The organism is Variovorax sp. MSC1_012 (genome assembly GCF_023667525.1).
GTDB lineage: Bacteria > Pseudomonadota > Gammaproteobacteria > Burkholderiales > Burkholderiaceae_C > Variovorax > Variovorax beijingensis_B.
Genome location: NZ_CM174443.1, coordinates 63895 through 81483 on the forward strand (window position 1 = coordinate 63895; position 17589 = coordinate 81483).

A 17589-nucleotide genomic window follows, 5' to 3' on the forward strand; every position below is an offset into this window, starting at 1 on the left:
TTCGCTTGCCCAGCAAAAAGCCCGGTTCGTCCGGGCTTTTTGCTGGGAGAGAGGGCTGCTTTCTGCCCCAGAGACCGCGCTTCAGTGGCTGAGCCAGTCCTTGAGCTCGTCCGCGTGCTCTTCCTCGTCGGAAAGGATGTCTTCCAGCATGCGCCGGGTGGTCGGATCCTTGTCGCCGATCAGCGCGATCATCTGCCGGTACGTTTCCACGGCAATGCGCTCGGCCACGAGATTGGCGCGCACCATGGCCTGCAGGTCGGTGGATTCGTCGTAGCTCGCGTGGCTGCGGTCGAGCAGGTGCGTCGGCGCGAAGTCCGGCTCCCCGCCCAGTTGCACGATGCGTTCCGCGATGCGGTCGGCATGGGCCGACTCCGCGTTGGCGTGCACCAGGAATTCCTCGGCGATCTTGGGCGACGACACGCCGTTGGCGGTGAAATAGTGGCGCTTGTAGCGCAGCACGCAAACCAGTTCGGTGGCCAGCGCGTCGTTCAGCAGCTTGAGTACATCGTCGCGCCAGGGGCCGTAGCTCGGCGTGACCGCGCCTTCGTCGAGGCTCTTGGCGGCGGCGCCGATGGCCTGCTCGTCGAGCACCAGGCGCTGATGTTGTGCCGCGCCCGTGGCGGTGGAAGCATTGGCATTCATGGAGAATCCTTTCGTGGGCTGGTGTTTTTCTGCATCAACGTGTTGACGACGTCAGCCACGTCGGATGTCTTGAGCACAGCCGCCAGCACCGCCGTGAAGGAGAGCAGGCGCCACGGCTTTGTCAGCACGATCACCGCCCCCGTGGCGGCCGCCAGCGCCATGAGCTTGGCGGGCTCCTTGCGGGTATAGTGTTCGAGCAGGGGGCGGGCGAGCTGGCCCACCGCATGGGCCGGATGGCGGCGCCACCAGCGCTCGGTCATGCTGCGTGCCATCGAGACCCACTGGTTGCGGCCGCGCGTCGACGAGGCTCGCCGGTGGTCCCCCGCTTCGCCGGTGGCGTGCATTGCTTCCGGACGTTCCTGTGCTGCGCGGCGCTTGCCGCGACCGCCGTCGTCCTCCGGCTCGTCCTCGCCATTCAATTGCCTGACGAGCGCACGGCGCGAGATGGCCAGCCGCTCCTGTGGCGTCAGGAAGCTGCGCTCAGTGCCGTCCATGGCGAACTCCTGCTTCGTGCAGCGCCCTCAGGTCGGCATCGACCTGGGCGCGCAGATCGTCGAATCCATAGCCGGGGAACGGCCGGGCGGCCATCCAGGCGCAGATCGCGGCGATCACCAGCGCAACGCCGGGCACCGCCACCAGCACCCAGTGGAAGCTGCCGTGGAGCACGCCCATCAGCACGGCCACGCCGATGAGCCCCAGGGCCAGCAGGGCGCTGCCGACCGCCAGCACGCCGGCCACGATGCGGGCAACGATCCCGCGCCCCGCTTCCGAGGCCTCCTGTCTTACCAGTGCCGCGTAGTTGGCGGCGTGGTCGGCGATGAGTTCCGGATGCCCGAGCACCGTGGAAAAAATCGGATGAAGCATGGTGCGCGGAACGGGTGGAACTGCGTGCGTGCCTTCAGCGGATCAAATCAATAGTCGTCCCGGCGGTTGCGGCTGGCCAGCACGATGAGGGCGGTGATTGCGGCGCCGGCTGCGGCGGCGATCAGCACGGAGCGCACGGGCTGGTCGGAGATATAGCGTCCGGTGACGTCGGCCGCCTGTTCCAGCCGGCGCTGTGCGCGCGCGCTGGTGGTGGAGGCGGCATCGAGGCCGCGCTGCACTGCCTGCTGCACGCGTGCGGCCAGTTGTTCGACCGCGGGTTCCGCGTCGCGGCGCAATTCGCGGACCTTCTCGCCGGCCGCATTCACCGCGTTCTGTGCATAGGCCCGGGTCGTTTCCACCGCATCGTTGGCGGTCTGGCGGGCCTCGTCGGCAACTTGCGAGGGAGTCTTGGTCGTGTTCATGAATTTTCCTTTCCGGGGGGATGAATTGCGGGAGCCTGTGGATCGTACCTACGCTACTTGCGTCGTAGCAAGCCGGCCAGGAAACTGGCAATGGCAAGCACGGCGAAGATCACGAAAAGGATCTTGGCGATCCCTACCGCGCTGGCCGCAATGCCGCCGAAGCCGAACACGGCGGCAATCAGCGCGATGACCAGAAACACCACTGCGTAATACAACATGTGGACTCCTTCGAGGCTTTGCTCGTTGTTGTGAAATTGCTCGTCCAAGAGGAAATGAACGGCACGTCGGCAACCTTAAGTGGACCCCCCTGCGAGGGGCTGTCAGCGGCTGGGCGCGCGGAGCGTAGGAGATGGCCGAGTTCCTTGCGCGCCGATCCGTGCAGAAATACCGCAGGGGCGCCGGCAAGCGCTCAGAGCGGCTTCGCGATGGGCAGCATCGCGCTCACGCGGGTTCCGCGGCCCGGCGTCGAAGAGATCGTGAGCTTGCCCCGGGCCGCCTCGACGCGGTGGCGCATGCCGGCCAGGCCGTGCGTCGACGGACGGATGCGCTGTGGGTCGAAGCCCTTTCCGTTGTCGGCCACTTCCACGACCGCGTGGTTCTCGTAGTTCTTCAGCACGATCGTCGCTTCGCTGGCATCGGCGTACTTGCCGATGTTGGTCAGGCTCTCCTGCACCATGCGGTAGATCGTGAGCTGTCGCGACTCGTCCATGACTACCGGTTCGAGCGCCATCTGGACCTGGATGCCCGAGCGCTCGGCGAACTCGCGCCCGAGGATCTCGAGCGACGCGACCAGCCCGAGGTTCGACAGCGACGATGGCCGTAGATCCTCGATGATGCGCCGCTTGAGCGCGATGCCGCTGTTGAGCAGCTCGGTCAGGTGCTGCAGCCGCTGGGTGGCATCAGGCGCCTCCAGCAGCCGCGACTTGAGGCGGGCCACATCCAGCTTGGCGGCGGTCAGCAGCGAGCCGAGCTCGTCGTGCAGCTCCCGCGCGAGATAGCCGCGCTCGGTTTCGCGCACGTCCTGCAGATGCGTGGCCAGTTCGGCCAGCGATGCGGTGCGCTCGCGCACCTCGTCTTCGAGCGCATTGCGCTCGCGCTGCAGTGTTTCCTGCTGGCGCTCTCCGATGGTGCGCAGCGCGTGCGCCTGCCGCAGGTACAGGAAGAAGGCCAGGAACGCGGCAAGCGCGACAATGGCGGTACCGATGCGCGCGAGCCGCAGCGACTTCATCACCTGGATCTGGCTCTGGTGCAGGGTCTGGTTGCTGATCTCCGCCAATTCGCCGGCGGTCTTGCGAATGGAATCCATTTCCTCGCGCCCCACGTCCGTCGTGATGACGAATTTCCAGGCCTCGTCCTTGCCGTCCTGCCGCAGCCGCACGCTCATGTCCATTTCAGCGATCTTGCGCAGGACGTGTTTCGAAAGCTCCGCCAGCCGCGTGCGCTCGACCGGGCGTTCGGCGTACAGTTGGCGTAACGCCGCAAGATGGCCGTCGACCTGATTGACCGCTGTGTCGTAGGGTTGCCGGTAGCTGGCTTCACCGGTCAGGAGATAGCCTCGCTGGCCGGTTTCGGCATCGAGCATGTTCTGCAGGATCTGGTTGAGCGTACCGCGCACTTTCAGCGCCGCGTCGATGTCTGCCAGAGCGCGGCTCGATTGGCGGTATCCGGCCTCGTTGATGCCGACGAGGGCCAGCGCAGCCAGCGCCGCGAGCAGCAGACTCACGGCCATTTTTGGAGGGGCTAACCAATGCATGAAACTTTCGAAGGTGCTTTCAACACAAGTTCGTGAATAATTGACAACAACCAGGGGACCGGCATGCCGCGGCTTCCACAGACGCGACACAACGAAGAAAGTAACAGATGATCAAAATTGGAATTGTGGACGACCACGCCATCGTGAGATCCGGCTTGAGGCAGTTCTTCTCCGAACACGTGGACTTGCGCGTGGCCGGCGAAGCCGCCAGCGGGCGCGAGGCCATCGAGCTCGTGCGCACCACGGAACTCGACGTGCTGGTGATGGATCTTTCCATGCCGGGGCAGAGCGGCATCGACGCGCTCGCCATGATCCGTGCCAAGGCGCCGGACGTGGGCATCCTCATCCTGAGCGGCTATCCCGAAGAGCACTACGCGATGAATCTCATCCGCCAGGGTGCGAGCGGGTACCTCAACAAGGAGTGCGATCCGATCGAGATCGTCAACGCCATCCGCACCATCTCGCTCGGCCGCCGCTACATCACGCCGGCCGTCGCGGAATTGCTGGCGCGCCAGCTCGACCGCAAGGACGACGCGGCACCGCACGAGCAGTTGTCGGAAAGAGAATTCCAGGTGTTCCTGAAGCTCGCCAAGGGCGAGACCGCGGGCGACATCGCCAAGACGCTGTCGCTGTCGGTGAAGACCGTCAGCACCTACCGCACGCGCCTGATGGAGAAGATGAACCTGTCCTCCAACAGCGACCTCACGTACTACGCGCTGAAGAACAAGCTGATCGATTGACGGCGGCAGCCGGCTGCCGGCTTTTTCTTCAGCCGGTGCCACCGGTGCCGCTGATGGGGCGGTGAGCCACCGCCTCCAGGATGCAGAAGTCGACCAGCGCGTCGATCTCGTTCGACTTGTCGAACACCGCATCCACGCCGAACTCGGCGCATCGCCGCCGGATGTCGGGCGTCGCATAGTTGCTGAGCACCACCACCTTCTGGTTCGCCCGCCGCGAGGTGCAGGCCTGCAGCACGCCCAGGCCGCTGCCTTGCTTGAGGAAGAGATCGACCACCGCCAAGTCCCACTCTTCGCTGTGGTCGTGCAGCCATTGCCTTGCATGGGCTTCGGTTTCGGCAAAGCCGACCACCGTCGTGCAGGTAAGTTCTTCCAGGGTGCCAATGAGGTTTTCACGGATCGTGAGGTTGTCTTCGACGATGTATGTCTGCAATCTTGTCTCCATGCCGAACCGCGCTTCCTCTGACGTTGGCAGGTGTCTTCGACGCCCCGCTGGCGAATGCCTGCACACCGGAAATTTGAGGCGCCGCCGACGAGCATCATGCAAGGTTCGGAGGAAGGGTGTTGTAGGCGGGTTCTGACGAAGGTGCTGGCGAGGCCGTTCCGTAGGCAATGCCTCACGGTTTCTGCGGTTCGTTGCCGACCTGCGATGCGCTGCATCGGATATATCCAGTTGGCATGGCAACGAACGTCCTTCGCAACCGGCCGCTCTGGCTCAAGCTGCTTGCGGCTTTCGTGCTGCTGCTTGCCGCACTGGCGGTGTTGCTGGCGTTCTTCCCATGGGACACCTTGCGCGAACCGGTCAATCGCTACGTCAGCGAGAAGACCGGGCGCAAGTTCGAGATCACGCGCCGGCTCGACGTGGGCATCGGCCTGCGCGGCGCCACCGTCAAGGCCGACGGCATCGAATTTGCCAATCCGTCCTGGGCCCGCGACCCCTACCTGGTCAAGGCCGAGCGCGCCGAGTTCGACATCCGGCTCTGGCCCCTCATCACGCAGAAGGTCGTGATCCCGCGCCTGGCGCTTTCCTCGCCCACGCTGGGCCTGCAAATGGAGCCGGACGGCCGCCGCACCTGGGCGCTCGGCAAGGACACCTCGGATCCCGGCACCGTGCCCGTCATCGGCCTGATGCAGGTGGACGGCGGCGTGGTCGACTTTCTGGCCACGCACCTGGGGGTGGACCTGCATGCGGACGTGAACTACGACACCAGCCGCGGCACGCTTCCCCTGAGCTTTCGCATCAAGGGCCGCTACAAGGGCCAGCCGCTGAGCGCGGAGGGCCGCACCGGCAACGTGCTGCAGCTCAAGGCGGCCGGCCAGCCGCCGTTTCCGCTGGAGGTCGATGCCGCGGCCGGCCAGACGCGGCTGAAGGCCTCGGGCACCGTGACCGACTTTGCCGACCTCGACGGCATCGAGGCCAGGTTCGATCTCAAGGGCCAGACGCTAGGCGCCCTGTTTCCGCTGCTGGGCATCGCGCTGCCCGAAACCTCTCCCTATGCACTGAGCGGCGACCTGCGCAAGCGCGGCAAGCTGTGGGAAGTGGCGGGACTCAAGGGCAGGCTCGGCCTTTCGGACATTGCCGGCGACATGCGCTTCGACAAGGCCGGCCAGGTGCCGCACCTGGCCGGGGAACTGCGCTCCAAGGTCATGGACATGGACGACCTGGGCCCGCTCATCGGCCTGCCGCCCACCGAGCGCTCGGCCAAGGCGGTCGAGGGCGTCGCGCCGCCGCCCACCATCAAGGCGAAGCGCGCCGCGGGTGCCAAGGTGCTGCCCGGCGCCACGCTCGACTTCGACCGCCTGCGCGCCATGAACGCCGACGTGAAATACGCGGCCGATCGCATCCGCAACGTGCGCAACGTGCCGCTCGACCGCGGCAGCGTGCAGATCAAGCTGAACAACGGCGTGCTCGCGCTCGACCCGCTCGACCTGGGCGTGGGCGGCGGCAAGCTGGCCGGCGCGATCCGCATCGACGCCACCCAGAACCCGGCCGACATTCGTGCCTCGCTCGACCTGCGCAACGTGCAGCTCAACCGTCTGGTCCCGAAGATCGAAACCATGCGCAGCAGCTTCAGCAGGCTCGATGGCCGCATCAACCTGTCGGGCCGGGGCAACTCGGTGGCCAGCTGGCTTGGCGGCGCCTCCGGTGACGTGGCGGCGCTCACGGGGCGGGGGCGGTTCAGCAACCTGCTGCTGGAGTTCATGGGGCTGGATGGCGCCGAGATCATCAAGTTCCTGCTGCGCGGCGACCAGAACGTGGAGCTGCGCTGCGCCGCCATGGCCTTCGACGTCGAAAAGGGCGTCATGACCGGCCGCAGCATGGTGCTCGACACGGCCGACACCGTGTTCTACGCCACCGGCCAGGCCAACCTGGCGACCGAAAAGCTCGACTTCGTGGTCCGGCCCGAGCCCAAGGACGCCAGCATCCTGTCGCTGCGCTCGCCGTTGGTCATCGGTGGCAGCTTCGGCGCGCCTTCCGGCGGCGTGCAGGCCGGCCCGCTGGCCGAGCGCGGCCTGGCCGCACTGGTGCTCGGCGCGCTGAATCCGCTGCTGGCGCTGGTCGCGACCATCGAGACCGGTCCGGGCCAGGATGCGGATTGCAAGGGCGTGCTGGCGGAGGCCCAAAAGCCCAGCGCCGGCGCGGCAGCCGCGGGTGCGGCCAAGGCGAAAGGCGCGAAGAAGCCCTGACTGAACGGCGCCCGCTCAGGCGCCCCCACGCTGCGCGCACACGCTGCAGTGCGGATCGCGTGCAATCTTCAGCGTATCGAATGCGGTGCGCCGCCCATCGAACATCAGGAGCTTTCCGGCCAGCGACGGTCCGATGCCGGCGAGCAGCTTCAGCGCTTCGCTGGCCTGCAGCGTGCCAATGGTGCCGACGACCGGGCCGAACACGCCGAGCACCGCGCAGAGTGTTTCCTCGAAGGCCGCGTCGGGCGGAAAGATGCAGGCATAGCAGGGCGAGGCTTCGTCGCGCGTGTCGTACACGCTCAACTGGCCGTCGAAGCGGATGGCGGCGCCCGCCACCAGTGGCTTGCCATGCGCCACGCAGGCGCGGTTGACCGCGTGGCGGGTGGCAAAGTTGTCGCAGCAGTCGACCACCACGTCCGCGGCCTCGACCAGGCGTGAAAGCAGCGCCTCGTCGGCACGCTGGGCGTGCGTCTCGATGGCGATGTCCGGGTTGATGTCGCGCATGGCCTCGGCGGCCGATTCGACCTTGAGCCGGCCCACGCGCGCGTTCGTATGGGCGACCTGGCGCTGCAGGTTGGTGAGATCGACCTCGTCGTCGTCCACCAGCGTGATGTGCCCGACGCCGGCGGCCGCGAGATACAGCGCCACGGGAGACCCCAGGCCGCCTGCGCCGATCACCAGCGCATGGCCGGCACCGACGCGCGCCTGCCCGTCGATGCCGAACTCCTCGAGAAGAATGTGGCGCGAGTAGCGCAGCAGGTCGTGATCGTCCATGCGCCCCTCGGCCCGCACTACCTTGGGTAGCGACGTGGCTTCAGTTTTCTTTCTTCTCTTCCTTGTTGTCGACGATGACCTGCGTCTTGCTCACGAGCACCGGCTGGCCCTTGAGGCGGTTGAGCGCCTGCATCAGCGGGAAGTCCTTGTCGGTGCCGAATTCGGGCACCTTGCGATCCTGCGGCGGCTTCTTGGCTTCTTCCTCGAGGCGCTTGCGGGCTTCGTCGCGGGCCTTTTCGCGTTCCGGATCCTTCGTTTCGGGGCCCTGGCCGCTCGCCAGGTGCTTTTCGAGGTCGGCCTCGCGCATGCGCAGGGCGGCGAAGGGGCTGCCCTCGGCGCTTTCGTCGATCAGCACGTTGGGCACGATGCCCTTGGCCTGGATCGAGGTGCCGCTCGGCGTGTAGTAGCGCGCCGTGGTGATCTTCAGGCCCGTGTCCGGTCCGAGCGGGCGCACCGTCTGCACCGAGCCCTTGCCGAAGGTCTGGCTGCCCATGACGGTGGCGCGCTTGTGGTCCTGCAGCGCACCGGCCACGATCTCGCTCGCGGAGGCCGAACCTTCGTTCACCAGCACCACCAGCGGCACGTTCTTGAGGGCCGCGGGCAGGTTGCGCAGCGGATCGTTGCCGGAGCGGCGCTGGTAGAACTCGGGCGCCGCCTTGTAGACGGACTTGCTCTCGGCCAGCTGGCCGTCGGTCGAAACCACGGTGACGTTCTCGGGCAGGAAGGCGGCCGAGATGGCGACGGCCGCGTCGAGCAGGCCGCCCGGGTCGTTGCGCAGGTCGAGCACCAGGCCCTTGAGGTTGGGCTCTTCCTTGTAGATGTCCTCGACCTTCTTCACGAAGTCGTCGACCGTGCGCTCCTGGAACTGCGACAGCCGGATCCAGCCGTAGCCCGGCTCCATGACCTTGCCGCGCACCGACTGGGTACGGATTTCCTCGCGCGTGATCGTGACCGGGAAGGTGCGGCTTTCGTCCTTGCGGAAGATGGTCAGCAGCACCTTGGTGTTGGCCTCGCCGCGCATGCGCTTGACGGCTTCGTTGAGCGACAGGCCGCGCACGGCCGTGTCGTCGATCTTGGTGATCAGGTCGTTGGGCTTCAGGCCCGCGCGGAAGGCCGGCGAGCCCTCGATCGGCGACACCACCTTGATGAGCCCGTCTTCCTGGGAAATCTCGATGCCCACGCCGACGAAGCGGCCGGTGGTGCCTTCCCTGAATTCCTTGAAGGACTTCTTGTCGAAGTACTGGGAATGCGGGTCGAGCCCGGCCACCATCCCCGAGATGGCGTCGGAAATGAGCTTTTTCTCGTCGACCGGCTCGACATAGTCACTCTTGACCATGCCGAACACCGCGGCGAGCTGCTGCAATTCTTCGAGCGGGAGCGGTGCAAGCGAACCGCGTGCAACCGTCTGCAACGAGACGGTGGTCAAGACGCCGGCAACGGCGCCGGCGGCAACCCAGCCGGTAATCTTCAGTTTCTGACCCATCATGAGTGATTGTCCTTGTCGGCTGTCGAACCAATATACACAGCTTGGAAGCAAATTGCCTGCCGGGGTTCCACGGGGGAGCGCCGCCGAGGGGCTTTCTTTTTTCAGCCCTTGCCCTGCGAGGCCACCGCTGCGGCGGCCTTTTCGGCGGCCGCGGCGTCGCCGAGGTAGTAGTGCCGCAGCGGCTTGAGCTCGTCGTCGAGCTCGTAGACCAGCGGAATGCCGTTCGGGATGTTCAGGCCGACGATGGCGTCGTCGGAGATGCCGTCGAGGTACTTGACCAGCGCGCGGATCGAGTTGCCGTGCGCCGCCACCACCAGGCGGCGCCCGGTGCGAATGGCCGGCGCCATCGACTCGTTCCAGAACGGCAGCACGCGCGCCACCGTGTCCTTCAGGCACTCGGTCAGCGGGATCTGATCGGGCGACAGCTTGGCGTAGCGCACGTCGGAGCGTTCGCTACGCGGATCGTCGGCTTCCAGCGGCGGCGGCGGGGTGCTGTAGCTGCGGCGCCAGACCAGCACCTGCTCGTCACCGTACTTCTTGGCGGTTTCGGCCTTGTTCAGCCCCTGCAGGCCGCCATAGTGGCGCTCGTTCAGGCGCCACGAATGCACCACGGGCAGCCAGGTGCGGTCGAGCTCGTCCAGCGTGTGCCAGAGCGTGCGGGTGGCGCGCTTGAGCACGCTGGTGTAGGCCACGTCGAAGTCGTAGCCCTCGGCCTTGAGCAGCCGGCCGGCCTGCTTGGCCTGTTCGATGCCGGTTTCGGTGAGGTCGACGTCGGTCCAGCCGGTGAAGCGGTTTTCGAGATTCCAGGTCGATTCGCCATGGCGGATCAGTACCAGTTTGTGCATGTGGGAAGCCTTTGGCAGCGCTTGGGAAAACCAGCATTCTAAAATCCCGGGTTTGCCATCCAAGGAACCCCCGTGAAATTGATCGAATTCGTCACCGCGAACTGGATGCTGATCCTGATCGCACTCAGCTCGGGTGGCATGCTGGCCTGGCCGCTCGTGCGCGGCGCCGGCGGCGGCACGCTCACGGCCCAGGGGGCGGTGCAGCTTATCAACCGGGAACGCGCGGTGCTGGTCGACGTGCGCGAACCCGAAGAGTTCGCCACCGGCCACATGATCGGCGCCAAGAACGTGCCCCTGAACCAGCTCGAGGAAAAACTGACCGGCGCGGTCAAGAACAAGAGCGTGCCGCTGCTGCTGGTGTGCGCCACCGGCGCCCGCGCCCAGCGCGCCGTGGCCATGGCCAAGAAACTCGGCTACGAGCAGGCCCAAGCGGTTTCCGGCGGCCTGAAGGCCTGGAAAGAGGCTAACCTGCCGGTTGAAAAAGCCTGAGTCTTCCCAAGGTACAGCGTATGCAAGCCGTCAAGATGTACACCACCGCCTTCTGCCCGTATTGCGTTCGCGCCAAGCAGATCCTCAAGTCCAAGGGTGTCGAGGAGATCGAAGAAATTCGCATCGACAGCGATCCCGCGGCCCGCAGCACGATGATGGAGATCACCCAGCGCCGCACGGTGCCGCAGATCTTCATCGGCGACACCCACGTGGGCGGCTGCGACGACCTGGTGGCGCTGGACGGCCGCGGCGGGCTGGTTCCGCTCTTGCAGGGCGCCTGAAACACAAAGCAGCCGGGCGTCACGGAAGTGGTCCGGCCGCGGGGCGATAATCGCCTGCTCATTCATCTGCAGCCCGCTGCGGGAACCTCTCCCCGGCGGGCATTGTTTTGATCCTCGAAAGTTCAGCCATGGCCGACCAGCAAGCCCAAGATCCCGTTTTCCAGATCCAGCGCGTCTACCTCAAGGACCTGTCGCTCGAACAGCCCAATTCGCCCGCCATCCTGCTCGAGCAGGAGCAGCCCACGGTCGACATCCAGCTTGGCGTGGACGCCCAGCCGGTGGCCGAAGGCATCTTCGAGATCACCGTGTCGGCCACCGTGCAGACCAAGATCCAGGACAAGACCGTGTTCCTGGTCGAAGCCAAGCAGGCCGGCATCTTCGAGATCCGCAACCTGCCCGAAGACCAGATGGGTCCGATCCTGGGCATCGCCTGCCCGCAGATCGTCTATCCGTACCTGCGCGGCAACGTGGCGGACGTGATCCAGCGCGGCGGCTTCCCGCCCGTGCACCTGGCGGAAATCAACTTCCAGGCGATGTATGAGCAGCAGCAGGCGCAGGCCGCCGGCCAGCCCTCGCCGATCGTCACGCAGTAAAGCCGGCATAGCGCCGCAACGCCGATGAAGATCTGCGTTCATGGCGCCGGTGCCTGGGGCACGGCGCTGGCTGTCAACGCGGCGGGACGCCACGAGGTCACGCTCTGGGCGCGCGATGCGGCCCAGGCAGAGGCCATCTCCAGGGCGCGCGAAAACGTCCGCTACCTGCCTGGCCTGGCGCTGCCGCCCGCACTCGAGGTGCGCGCTGGCGATCTGCACCAGGCCCAGGCGGGCGCCGAACTCGTCATCGTGGCCACGCCCATGGCCGCCTTGCGCCAGCAGCTCATCGCCTTGCGGGGCACGACCGCGCCGGTCGCGTGGCTGTGCAAGGGCGTCGAACCCGCGCTCGATGCTTCTTCTCCCACTTCCTACGGCCTGCTGGCCCATGAAATCTGGGGACAGGTCGCCCCTGAACTGATGGCCGGCGTGCTCAGCGGCCCGAGTTTTGCGCAGGAAGTCGCCGAAGGCCGACCGACGGCGCTGGTGGCCGCGAGCCCGCATGCCGCGGTGCGCGACGCACTCGTCGATGCCTTCCATGGCCCGGCCCTGCGCGTCTACGCCAACGACGACATCGTGGGTGTGGAAGTCGGCGGCGCGGTCAAGAACGTGCTGGCCATTGCCACCGGCCTCTGCGACGGCCTGGCGCTGGGGCTCAATGCGCGCGCGGCGCTCATCACGCGGGGCCTGGCCGAAATGACGCGCTTCGGACTGGCGCTCGGCGCCCGCGCCGAAACCTTCATGGGCCTTTCCGGCCTGGGCGACCTGGTGCTGACGGCCACCGGCGACCTCTCGCGCAACCGCAAGGTGGGCCTGCTGCTGGCGCAGGGCCACACGCTGGCGCAGGCCGTGGCTTCGCTGGGCCATGTGGCCGAAGGCGTCTATTGCGCGCGCACCGTGGTGCAGCGCGCGCGCGGCCTGGGCGTGGAAATGCCGATTGCCGAAGGCGTGGTCGCGCTGCTCGACGGCCGGCTGAGCCCGCAGGAGGCGGTGGCCTCGCTGACCGGCCGCGATCCGGTGCCCGAGTCGGTGCGACCCTAGATGCGTCCGGGTCGCGTGCCATGACCATGAATTACACACAAGACTGAAGAGACAAGACCGCCATGAGCCTTCGCTTTGATTTTTCGGCGCCGGCCGTGGCCGCGCTGACCCAGGCCGACGCCGCCCGCGCCCTTCAGGAAGACGTGGCCGACGGCGACCTGACCGCCTCGCTGGTCGACCCCGGCCGCCGCGCCCATGCCCGCGTGCTGGCGCGCGAGGCGGCCGTGCTCTGCGGCGCGCCCTGGGTCGAAGCCACCGTGCGGCAGCTCGATCCGCAGGCCCGCATCCGCTGGCTGTGCGGCGAGGGCGAGCGCTGCGCGGCCGACCAGACCGTGCTCGAGATCGAGGGCACGGCGCGCGCATTGCTGACGGCCGAGCGCACCGCGCTCAATTTCCTTCAGCTGCTGAGCGCGGTCGCCACCAAGACGGCCATCTACGCCGACGCGGTGCGCGGCACGCGCGCGAGCATCGTCGACACCCGCAAGACCCTGCCGGGCCTGCGTCTTGCGCAGAAGTACGCGGTGCGCACGGGCGGCGGCGTGAACCACCGCATCGGCCTTTACGACGCGGTGCTCATCAAGGAAAACCACATTGCCGCGGCTGGCGGCGTGGCCGCGGCGCTGCGTGCGGTGGCACCGGTGGCGCAGCGCGCGGCCTTCGTCGAGGTCGAGGTCGAAACCCTGGCGCAGCTGCGCGAGGCGCTGGAGGCGGGCGCGCGCATGGTGCTGCTCGACAACATGGACCTGCCGACCCTGCGCGAAGCCGTCCGCATCAACGCGGAGGCCGGCGAGAGCCGCAAGGCCGTGCTCGAAATTTCGGGCGGCGTGACGCTCGAGGGCCTGCGCACGCTGGCCGACACCGGCGTGGACCGCATCTCCGTCGGTGCGCTCACCAAGGACGTGAAGGCCATCGACTTTTCGATGCGTTTCCAGGAAGGCTGAGCGCGTGCATGGCTGCCCCTTCCTTCGTCATCGACGTCGACTACGAACAACCCGCGGCCGGGGCCGGCGCGGCCTGCGACACGCGCCACGCCTGGGCCCGCGTGCCGCCCGAGCCCGCGCCCGGCGAACGCATCGCGCTCAAGGAACGCATCCGCCGCCTGCTGCGCGAACGCAATGCCGTGATGGTGTCGCACTTCTACGTGCACCCCGACCTGCAGGACCTGGCCGAGGAAACCGGCGGCATCGTGAGCGATTCGCTCGAGATGGCGCGCTTCGGCCGCGACCACGCGGCGCAGACGCTGGTGGTGTCGGGCGTGCGCTTCATGGGCGAGACCGCCAAGATCCTCTCGCCCGAGAAGCGCGTGCTGATGCCCGACCTGGACGCCAACTGCTCGCTCGACCTGGGCTGCCCGGTCGATGAGTTCAGTGCGTTCTGCGACCGGCATCCCGACCGCACCGTGGTGGTCTACGCCAACACCAGCGCAGCCGTGAAGGCGCGCGCCGACTGGCTCGTCACCTCGAGCTGCGCGCTCGACGTGGTGAGCGCGCTGCACGCTCAGGGCCGCAAGATCCTCTGGGGCCCCGACCGCCACCTGGGCGACTACATCCAGCGCCAGACCGGCGCCGACATGGTGAGCTGGAACGGCGCCTGCATCGTGCATGACGAGTTCAAGTCGCTCGAGCTCGAGCTGCTCAAGAAGGCGCATCCGGCCGCCAAGGTGCTGGTGCATCCCGAGTCGCCGGCCGACGTGATCGCGCTGGCGGACGCGGTGGGCTCCACCTCGGCCATCCTGAACGCGGCACGGCGCATGGATGCGAGCGAATTCATCGTGGCCACCGACACCGGCATGCTGCACAAGCTGCGCACGCTGAACCCCGGCAAGACCTTCATCGAGGCGCCCACGGCCGGCAATGGCGCCACCTGCAAGAGCTGTGCGCATTGCCCGTGGATGGCGATGAACGGGCTCGTGGAACTGGCGAACGCGCTGGAAACCGGCGCGGGCGAGATCCACGTCGACCCGGCGCTGGGGCTGCGCGCCCGGGTGCCGATCGACCGGATGCTGGCGTTCACGGCGGGGCTCAAGAATGGGCAGGCGCCCGGCAGCCTGGTTGCAGGCATCGGCGCGGCCTGATCTCGTATTGCTCCTTTCCCCGCTGGGGGAAGGCGGGGATGGGGGCTGCCCCCGCTTTCGAGGCTGCGTGGGAATGAAGGCCGCCGTGCCCCCACCCCGACCCTCCCCCGGAAGGGGAGGGAGCAAAACCTAGAACTCCAGCGTACAGCTGTCCCCCAGCGCCTCGCGCCACACGCGCACCCGCGCGAGCGAGGGCCTGAATTCCGGCAGCGCGTCCGCAATGAACAGGCACAGGTTCTCGAGCGTCGGCGGATGCAGCCCCGCCACGTCGTCGAGCAGGTGATGGTCGAGCTGCTCGCGCACATCTTCCAGCCGGCGGCGCAGCAACCCCAGGTCGACGACCATGCCCGTGATGGGATCGCGCTGGCCCGCGAGCCAGACTTCGGCGTGGTAGGTATGGCCGTGGATACGGCGGCTGCCTTCGGCTTCGATCTCGCGCTTGAGCGTGTGCGCGGCGTCGAAGAAAAAGCGTTGGCTGATGGTGAATCGCATCTGAAAAGTCTCCGCGCTCAGCGGATGCCGGTGATCTTGTGGGTCTGCACGCTGAGTCGCCACGCCGGATGGCGCATGCATTCGGCAATGCACAGCTCGGTGTTGGCCACGCGGTCGGGCCCGTCCATCGGCTGCAGGAAGCGGTGCGTGAACTCGCCGGTGCGCGCCATGGTGTCGAGATCGAACTCGGTCTGAGGCCACACGAGCTTGAGTTCCTGCCCGCGCTGCTGCACCCACGGCGCGCCGGCCTTGGGGCTGATGCAGAGCCAGTCGATACCCTCGGGCGCGGCGACCGTGCCGTTGCTCTCCACCGCGATCCGGAAGCGCCGCGCATGCAGCGCGTCGACCAGTGCGGCGTCCACCTGCAGCAGCGGTTCGCCGCCGGTCAGCACCACCAGCCGGTGCTCGGCATCGTCGGCCGGCCATTGCGCGGCGATGGTGTCGGCCAGCAGTCCGGCGTTCCTGAACTTGCCGCCCAGCGTGCCGTCGGTGCCGACGAAATCGGTGTCGCAGAAGCGGCAGACGGCCGTGGCGCGGTCTTCCTCGCGGCCGGTCCAGAGGTTGCAGCCCGCGAAGCGGCAGAACACAGCCGGCATGCCGGCCTGGCCGCCTTCGCCCTGCAGGGTGTAGAAGATTTCCTTGACGCTGTAGGTCATGAGGGCATTGCGTCGATTTCGAGGTTGTCGATCAGCCGCGTGCCGCCCAGCCGCGCCGCGGCCAGTGCCACCAGCGGCTCGCCAGCCGAGGGCGCCTGCAGGTCGGAACGGCGCCGCAGCACAAGATAGTCCGGTTGCCAGCCGCGCTGCGCCAGCGCCTGCATTGCCCGCGCTTCGATCGCGGCCAAGTCGCGCTCGCCGGCTTGCACGGCTTCGGCCATGGCCTTCAGCGCCTTCGAGAGCTGCACGGCTTCCGCGCGCTCGGCCTCGCTCAGGTAGCCGTTGCGCGACGACAGGGCGAGCCCGTCGTCGGCGCGGAAGGTCTCGCTGCCCACGATCTCGATGGGCAGCGCGAACTGCCGCACCATGTGGCGGATCATCATGAGCTGCTGGTAGTCCTTCTTGCCGAACACCGCCACGCGCGGCTGCACGCACTGGAAGAGCTTCATCACCACCGTGCACACGCCAATGAAGAAGCCCGGACGGAAATGGCCTTCGAGGATGTCGGCCAGCGCCGGATCCGGATGCACCTTGCAGGTCTGCGGCTCGGGGTAGAGCGCCTTTTCGTCGGGCGCAAAGAGCACGTCGCAGCCGGCCGTGCGCAGCTTCTCGCAGTCGCTGTCCCAGGTGCGCGGATAGGTGTCGAAATCCTCGTGCGGCAGGAACTGCAGGCGGTTCACGAAGATGCTGGCCACCGTCACGTCGCCCAGCGGCCTGGCCTGCTTCACGAGCGCCAGGTGGCCGTCGTGCAGGTTGCCCATGGTGGGGACGAAGGCGGGGCGCTCGAAGGCGGCCAGGTGGCTGCGCAGCTCGTCGATGGTGTGTGCGATGTACATGGTCTCGGTTCCTTCCTTACCAGGCGTGGAGTTGGTCGTCGGGGAAGCTGCCGTCCTTGACGGCTTGCACGTAGGCTTTGAGGGCGGGCAGCACGCCCGGCGCATCGGCCATGAAGTTGCGCACGAACTTCGGCATCTTTCCGAGGTTGATGCCCAGCATGTCGTGCAGCACCAGCACCTGGCCGGCGGTGCCCTTGCCGGCGCCGATGCCGATGGTGGCGCAGTGCTTCAGCTCGGCGGTGAGCTCGGCGGCCAGCGCGGCCGGCACCATCTCAAGCACCAGCATCGTCGCGCCCGCGTCCTGCAGCGCATGGGCCTGCTGCTTGAGCAGCGCGCCGGCATCGCCCTTGCCCTGCACGCGGTAGCCGCCCAGCGCATGCACGGTCTGCGGCGTCAGGCCCAGGTGCGCGCACACCGGAATCCCGCGCTCGACCAGGAAGCGCACCGTCTCGGTGGTCCAGCCGCCGCCTTCGAGCTTGACCATGTGGGCGCCAGCCTGCATCAGCACCGTGGCGCTGCGCAAGGCCTGCTCGCGCGACTCCTGGTAGCTGCCGAAGGGCAGGTCGGCAATCAGCCAGGCCGTGCCCTGCACGCGGCGCAGGCCGCGCGAGACGCTGTCGGTGTGATAGCGCATGGTGTCCAGGCTCACGCCCACGGTGCTGTTCAGGCCCTGGCAGACCATGCCGAGCGAATCGCCGACCAGCAGGCAGTCGATGCCGGCCGCATCGGCCATGGCCGCAAAGGTGGCGTCGTAGGCGGTGAGCATGGTGATCTTCTCGCCGCGCGCATGCATGTCGGCCAGGCGCGGCAGGCTCAGGGGCTTGCGCGAGGCGGGCAGCGAGGCCGGCGGCAGCGTGCCGTAGGGCGAGGCTGGCGTGGTTTCCGGCTGCGGGGTGGTGGTGTTCGACATGGTTGGGTT

General features: G+C 67.4%; 22 protein-coding genes. 8 read left to right on the forward strand and 14 right to left on the reverse strand.

Features of this window, described 5'->3' with window-relative positions; translation table 11 throughout:
• Positions 1 to 81: 81 nt before the first annotated feature.
• From L1081_RS00325 to L1081_RS00350, 6 genes are all read right to left on the reverse strand, one after another.
• Positions 82 to 642 (reverse strand): ferritin-like domain-containing protein, encoded by a 561-nt coding sequence (locus L1081_RS00325; RefSeq protein ID WP_489414671.1) that lies wholly within the window; start codon positions 640 to 642, stop codon positions 82 to 84.
• Positions 639 to 1136, reverse strand: a complete 498-nt coding sequence (locus tag L1081_RS00330; protein WP_489414672.1) for a hypothetical protein — start codon at positions 1134 to 1136, stop codon at positions 639 to 641. Before L1081_RS00330 ends, L1081_RS00325 begins: the two co-directional genes overlap by 4 nt.
• Positions 1123 to 1506: a TMEM134/230 family protein gene (locus tag L1081_RS00335; protein WP_018906413.1), complete on the reverse strand. Its 384-nt coding sequence runs from the start codon at positions 1504 to 1506 to the stop codon at positions 1123 to 1125. Before L1081_RS00335 ends, L1081_RS00330 begins: the two co-directional genes overlap by 14 nt.
• A 47-nt stretch (positions 1507 to 1553) precedes the next feature.
• Entirely contained in the window at positions 1554 to 1928 is a 375-nt protein-coding gene (locus L1081_RS00340; RefSeq protein ID WP_319427390.1) for a hypothetical protein, read from the reverse strand.
• Positions 1929 to 1981: 53 nt separating this feature from the next.
• Positions 1982 to 2146, reverse strand: coding sequence for a DUF1328 domain-containing protein (locus tag L1081_RS00345; protein WP_015866884.1), 165 nt, complete (start codon positions 2144 to 2146; stop codon positions 1982 to 1984).
• 191 nt (positions 2147 to 2337) lie between these two features.
• Positions 2338 to 3657, reverse strand: coding sequence for a CHASE3 domain-containing protein (locus L1081_RS00350; RefSeq protein WP_489414673.1), 1320 nt, complete (start codon positions 3655 to 3657; stop codon positions 2338 to 2340).
• A 131-nt stretch (positions 3658 to 3788) separates the two neighbouring features.
• Here L1081_RS00350 and L1081_RS00355 point away from each other — a divergent pair, with 131 nt between their 5' ends.
• Positions 3789 to 4421 carry a response regulator gene (locus L1081_RS00355; protein WP_007837167.1) on the forward strand — a complete coding sequence of 211 codons (633 nt, stop codon included), beginning with the start codon at positions 3789 to 3791 and terminating at the stop codon, positions 4419 to 4421.
• 28 nt (positions 4422 to 4449) lie between these two features.
• On the opposite strand, the gene L1081_RS00360 is transcribed toward L1081_RS00355, so the two are convergent.
• A complete protein-coding gene (locus L1081_RS00360) occupies positions 4450 to 4863 on the reverse strand; it encodes a response regulator (protein WP_489414674.1) in 414 nt (137 codons plus the stop codon).
• A gap of 233 nt (positions 4864 to 5096) precedes the next feature.
• Here L1081_RS00360 and L1081_RS00365 point away from each other — a divergent pair, with 233 nt between their 5' ends.
• Positions 5097 to 7106, forward strand: coding sequence for an AsmA family protein (locus L1081_RS00365; protein ID WP_489414675.1), 2010 nt, complete (start codon positions 5097 to 5099; stop codon positions 7104 to 7106).
• 15 nt (positions 7107 to 7121) lie between these two features.
• Here L1081_RS00365 and L1081_RS00370 read toward each other — a convergent pair whose 3' ends face one another.
• The 3 genes from L1081_RS00370 to gpmA all read right to left on the reverse strand — a co-directional run bounded on the left by L1081_RS00370 (position 7122) and on the right by gpmA (position 10211).
• Entirely contained in the window at positions 7122 to 7880 is a 759-nt protein-coding gene (locus tag L1081_RS00370) for a molybdopterin-synthase adenylyltransferase MoeB (protein WP_489414676.1), read from the reverse strand.
• A 40-nt stretch (positions 7881 to 7920) separates the two neighbouring features.
• Positions 7921 to 9363 (reverse strand): carboxyl-terminal processing protease CtpA, encoded by a 1443-nt coding sequence (ctpA, locus tag L1081_RS00375; protein WP_489416840.1) that lies wholly within the window; start codon positions 9361 to 9363, stop codon positions 7921 to 7923.
• Positions 9364 to 9467: 104 nt separating this feature from the next.
• Positions 9468 to 10211 (reverse strand): 2,3-diphosphoglycerate-dependent phosphoglycerate mutase, encoded by a 744-nt coding sequence (gene gpmA, locus L1081_RS00380; protein WP_489414677.1) that lies wholly within the window; start codon positions 10209 to 10211, stop codon positions 9468 to 9470.
• Positions 10212 to 10316: 105 nt separating this feature from the next.
• Here gpmA and L1081_RS00385 point away from each other — a divergent pair, with 105 nt between their 5' ends.
• From L1081_RS00385 to nadA, 6 genes are all read left to right on the forward strand, one after another.
• Positions 10317 to 10700, forward strand: a complete 384-nt coding sequence (locus L1081_RS00385; RefSeq protein ID WP_405549461.1) for a rhodanese-like domain-containing protein — start codon at positions 10317 to 10319, stop codon at positions 10698 to 10700.
• 20 nt (positions 10701 to 10720) lie between these two features.
• Positions 10721 to 10981, forward strand: coding sequence for a glutaredoxin 3 (grxC, locus tag L1081_RS00390; protein WP_015866875.1), 261 nt, complete (start codon positions 10721 to 10723; stop codon positions 10979 to 10981).
• Positions 10982 to 11109: 128 nt separating this feature from the next.
• The gene (gene secB, locus L1081_RS00395) at positions 11110 to 11574 is read left to right on the forward strand and encodes a protein-export chaperone SecB (protein WP_015866874.1); all 465 of its coding nucleotides are present in this window, start codon (positions 11110 to 11112) and stop codon (positions 11572 to 11574) included.
• Between the two features lie 24 nt (positions 11575 to 11598).
• Positions 11599 to 12612 (forward strand): NAD(P)H-dependent glycerol-3-phosphate dehydrogenase, encoded by a 1014-nt coding sequence (locus L1081_RS00400; protein ID WP_489414678.1) that lies wholly within the window; start codon positions 11599 to 11601, stop codon positions 12610 to 12612.
• A gap of 62 nt (positions 12613 to 12674) precedes the next feature.
• Positions 12675 to 13553: a carboxylating nicotinate-nucleotide diphosphorylase gene (nadC, locus tag L1081_RS00405; protein WP_489414679.1), complete on the forward strand. Its 879-nt coding sequence runs from the start codon at positions 12675 to 12677 to the stop codon at positions 13551 to 13553.
• 8 nt (positions 13554 to 13561) lie between these two features.
• Positions 13562 to 14686: a quinolinate synthase NadA gene (gene nadA, locus L1081_RS00410; protein WP_489414680.1), complete on the forward strand. Its 1125-nt coding sequence runs from the start codon at positions 13562 to 13564 to the stop codon at positions 14684 to 14686.
• A 129-nt stretch (positions 14687 to 14815) separates the two neighbouring features.
• On the opposite strand, the gene L1081_RS00415 is transcribed toward nadA, so the two are convergent.
• The 4 genes from L1081_RS00415 to panB are packed head-to-tail and all read right to left on the reverse strand — an operon-like array spanning position 14816 to position 17580.
• A complete protein-coding gene (locus tag L1081_RS00415) occupies positions 14816 to 15178 on the reverse strand; it encodes a 6-carboxytetrahydropterin synthase (protein ID WP_489414681.1) in 363 nt (120 codons plus the stop codon).
• A gap of 17 nt (positions 15179 to 15195) precedes the next feature.
• A complete protein-coding gene (gene queE, locus L1081_RS00420) occupies positions 15196 to 15834 on the reverse strand; it encodes a 7-carboxy-7-deazaguanine synthase (RefSeq protein ID WP_489414682.1) in 639 nt (212 codons plus the stop codon).
• Positions 15831 to 16670 (reverse strand): pantoate--beta-alanine ligase, encoded by an 840-nt coding sequence (gene panC / locus L1081_RS00425; protein ID WP_489414683.1) that lies wholly within the window; start codon positions 16668 to 16670, stop codon positions 15831 to 15833. Before panC ends, queE begins: the two co-directional genes overlap by 4 nt.
• Before the next feature lie 16 nt (positions 16671 to 16686).
• Positions 16687 to 17580 (reverse strand): 3-methyl-2-oxobutanoate hydroxymethyltransferase, encoded by an 894-nt coding sequence (panB, locus tag L1081_RS00430; protein ID WP_489414684.1) that lies wholly within the window; start codon positions 17578 to 17580, stop codon positions 16687 to 16689.
• Between the last annotated feature and the right edge of the window lie 9 nt (positions 17581 to 17589).

Excerpts from the sequence above, each read along its gene's own strand:
- panB (WP_489414684.1), bottom strand. The coding sequence starts at position 17,580 with ATGTCGAACACCACCACCCCGCAGCCGGAAACCACGCCAGCCTCGCCC.
- L1081_RS00370 (WP_489414676.1), bottom strand. The coding sequence starts at position 7,880 with ATGGACGATCACGACCTGCTGCGCTACTCGCGCCACATTCTTCTCGAG.
- gpmA (WP_489414677.1), bottom strand. The coding sequence starts at position 10,211 with ATGCACAAACTGGTACTGATCCGCCATGGCGAATCGACCTGGAATCTC.
- L1081_RS00325 (WP_489414671.1), bottom strand. The coding sequence starts at position 642 with ATGAATGCCAATGCTTCCACCGCCACGGGCGCGGCACAACATCAGCGC.
- L1081_RS00385 (WP_405549461.1), top strand. The coding sequence starts at position 10,317 with ATGCTGATCCTGATCGCACTCAGCTCGGGTGGCATGCTGGCCTGGCCG.
- L1081_RS00400 (WP_489414678.1), top strand. The coding sequence starts at position 11,599 with ATGAAGATCTGCGTTCATGGCGCCGGTGCCTGGGGCACGGCGCTGGCT.
- L1081_RS00415 (WP_489414681.1), bottom strand. The coding sequence starts at position 15,178 with ATGCGATTCACCATCAGCCAACGCTTTTTCTTCGACGCCGCGCACACG.
- L1081_RS00335 (WP_018906413.1), bottom strand. The coding sequence starts at position 1,506 with ATGCTTCATCCGATTTTTTCCACGGTGCTCGGGCATCCGGAACTCATC.
- grxC (WP_015866875.1), top strand. The coding sequence starts at position 10,721 with ATGCAAGCCGTCAAGATGTACACCACCGCCTTCTGCCCGTATTGCGTT.
- L1081_RS00365 (WP_489414675.1), top strand. The coding sequence starts at position 5,097 with ATGGCAACGAACGTCCTTCGCAACCGGCCGCTCTGGCTCAAGCTGCTT.
- L1081_RS00330 (WP_489414672.1), bottom strand. The coding sequence starts at position 1,136 with ATGGACGGCACTGAGCGCAGCTTCCTGACGCCACAGGAGCGGCTGGCC.
- L1081_RS00355 (WP_007837167.1), top strand. The coding sequence starts at position 3,789 with ATGATCAAAATTGGAATTGTGGACGACCACGCCATCGTGAGATCCGGC.
- nadC (WP_489414679.1), top strand. The coding sequence starts at position 12,675 with ATGAGCCTTCGCTTTGATTTTTCGGCGCCGGCCGTGGCCGCGCTGACC.
- panC (WP_489414683.1), bottom strand. The coding sequence starts at position 16,670 with ATGTACATCGCACACACCATCGACGAGCTGCGCAGCCACCTGGCCGCC.
- L1081_RS00360 (WP_489414674.1), bottom strand. The coding sequence starts at position 4,863 with ATGGAGACAAGATTGCAGACATACATCGTCGAAGACAACCTCACGATC.
- L1081_RS00345 (WP_015866884.1), bottom strand. The coding sequence starts at position 2,146 with ATGTTGTATTACGCAGTGGTGTTTCTGGTCATCGCGCTGATTGCCGCC.
- queE (WP_489414682.1), bottom strand. The coding sequence starts at position 15,834 with ATGACCTACAGCGTCAAGGAAATCTTCTACACCCTGCAGGGCGAAGGC.
- L1081_RS00340 (WP_319427390.1), bottom strand. The coding sequence starts at position 1,928 with ATGAACACGACCAAGACTCCCTCGCAAGTTGCCGACGAGGCCCGCCAG.
- L1081_RS00350 (WP_489414673.1), bottom strand. The coding sequence starts at position 3,657 with ATGGCCGTGAGTCTGCTGCTCGCGGCGCTGGCTGCGCTGGCCCTCGTC.
- nadA (WP_489414680.1), top strand. The coding sequence starts at position 13,562 with ATGGCTGCCCCTTCCTTCGTCATCGACGTCGACTACGAACAACCCGCG.
- ctpA (WP_489416840.1), bottom strand. The coding sequence starts at position 9,363 with ATGGGTCAGAAACTGAAGATTACCGGCTGGGTTGCCGCCGGCGCCGTT.
- secB (WP_015866874.1), top strand. The coding sequence starts at position 11,110 with ATGGCCGACCAGCAAGCCCAAGATCCCGTTTTCCAGATCCAGCGCGTC.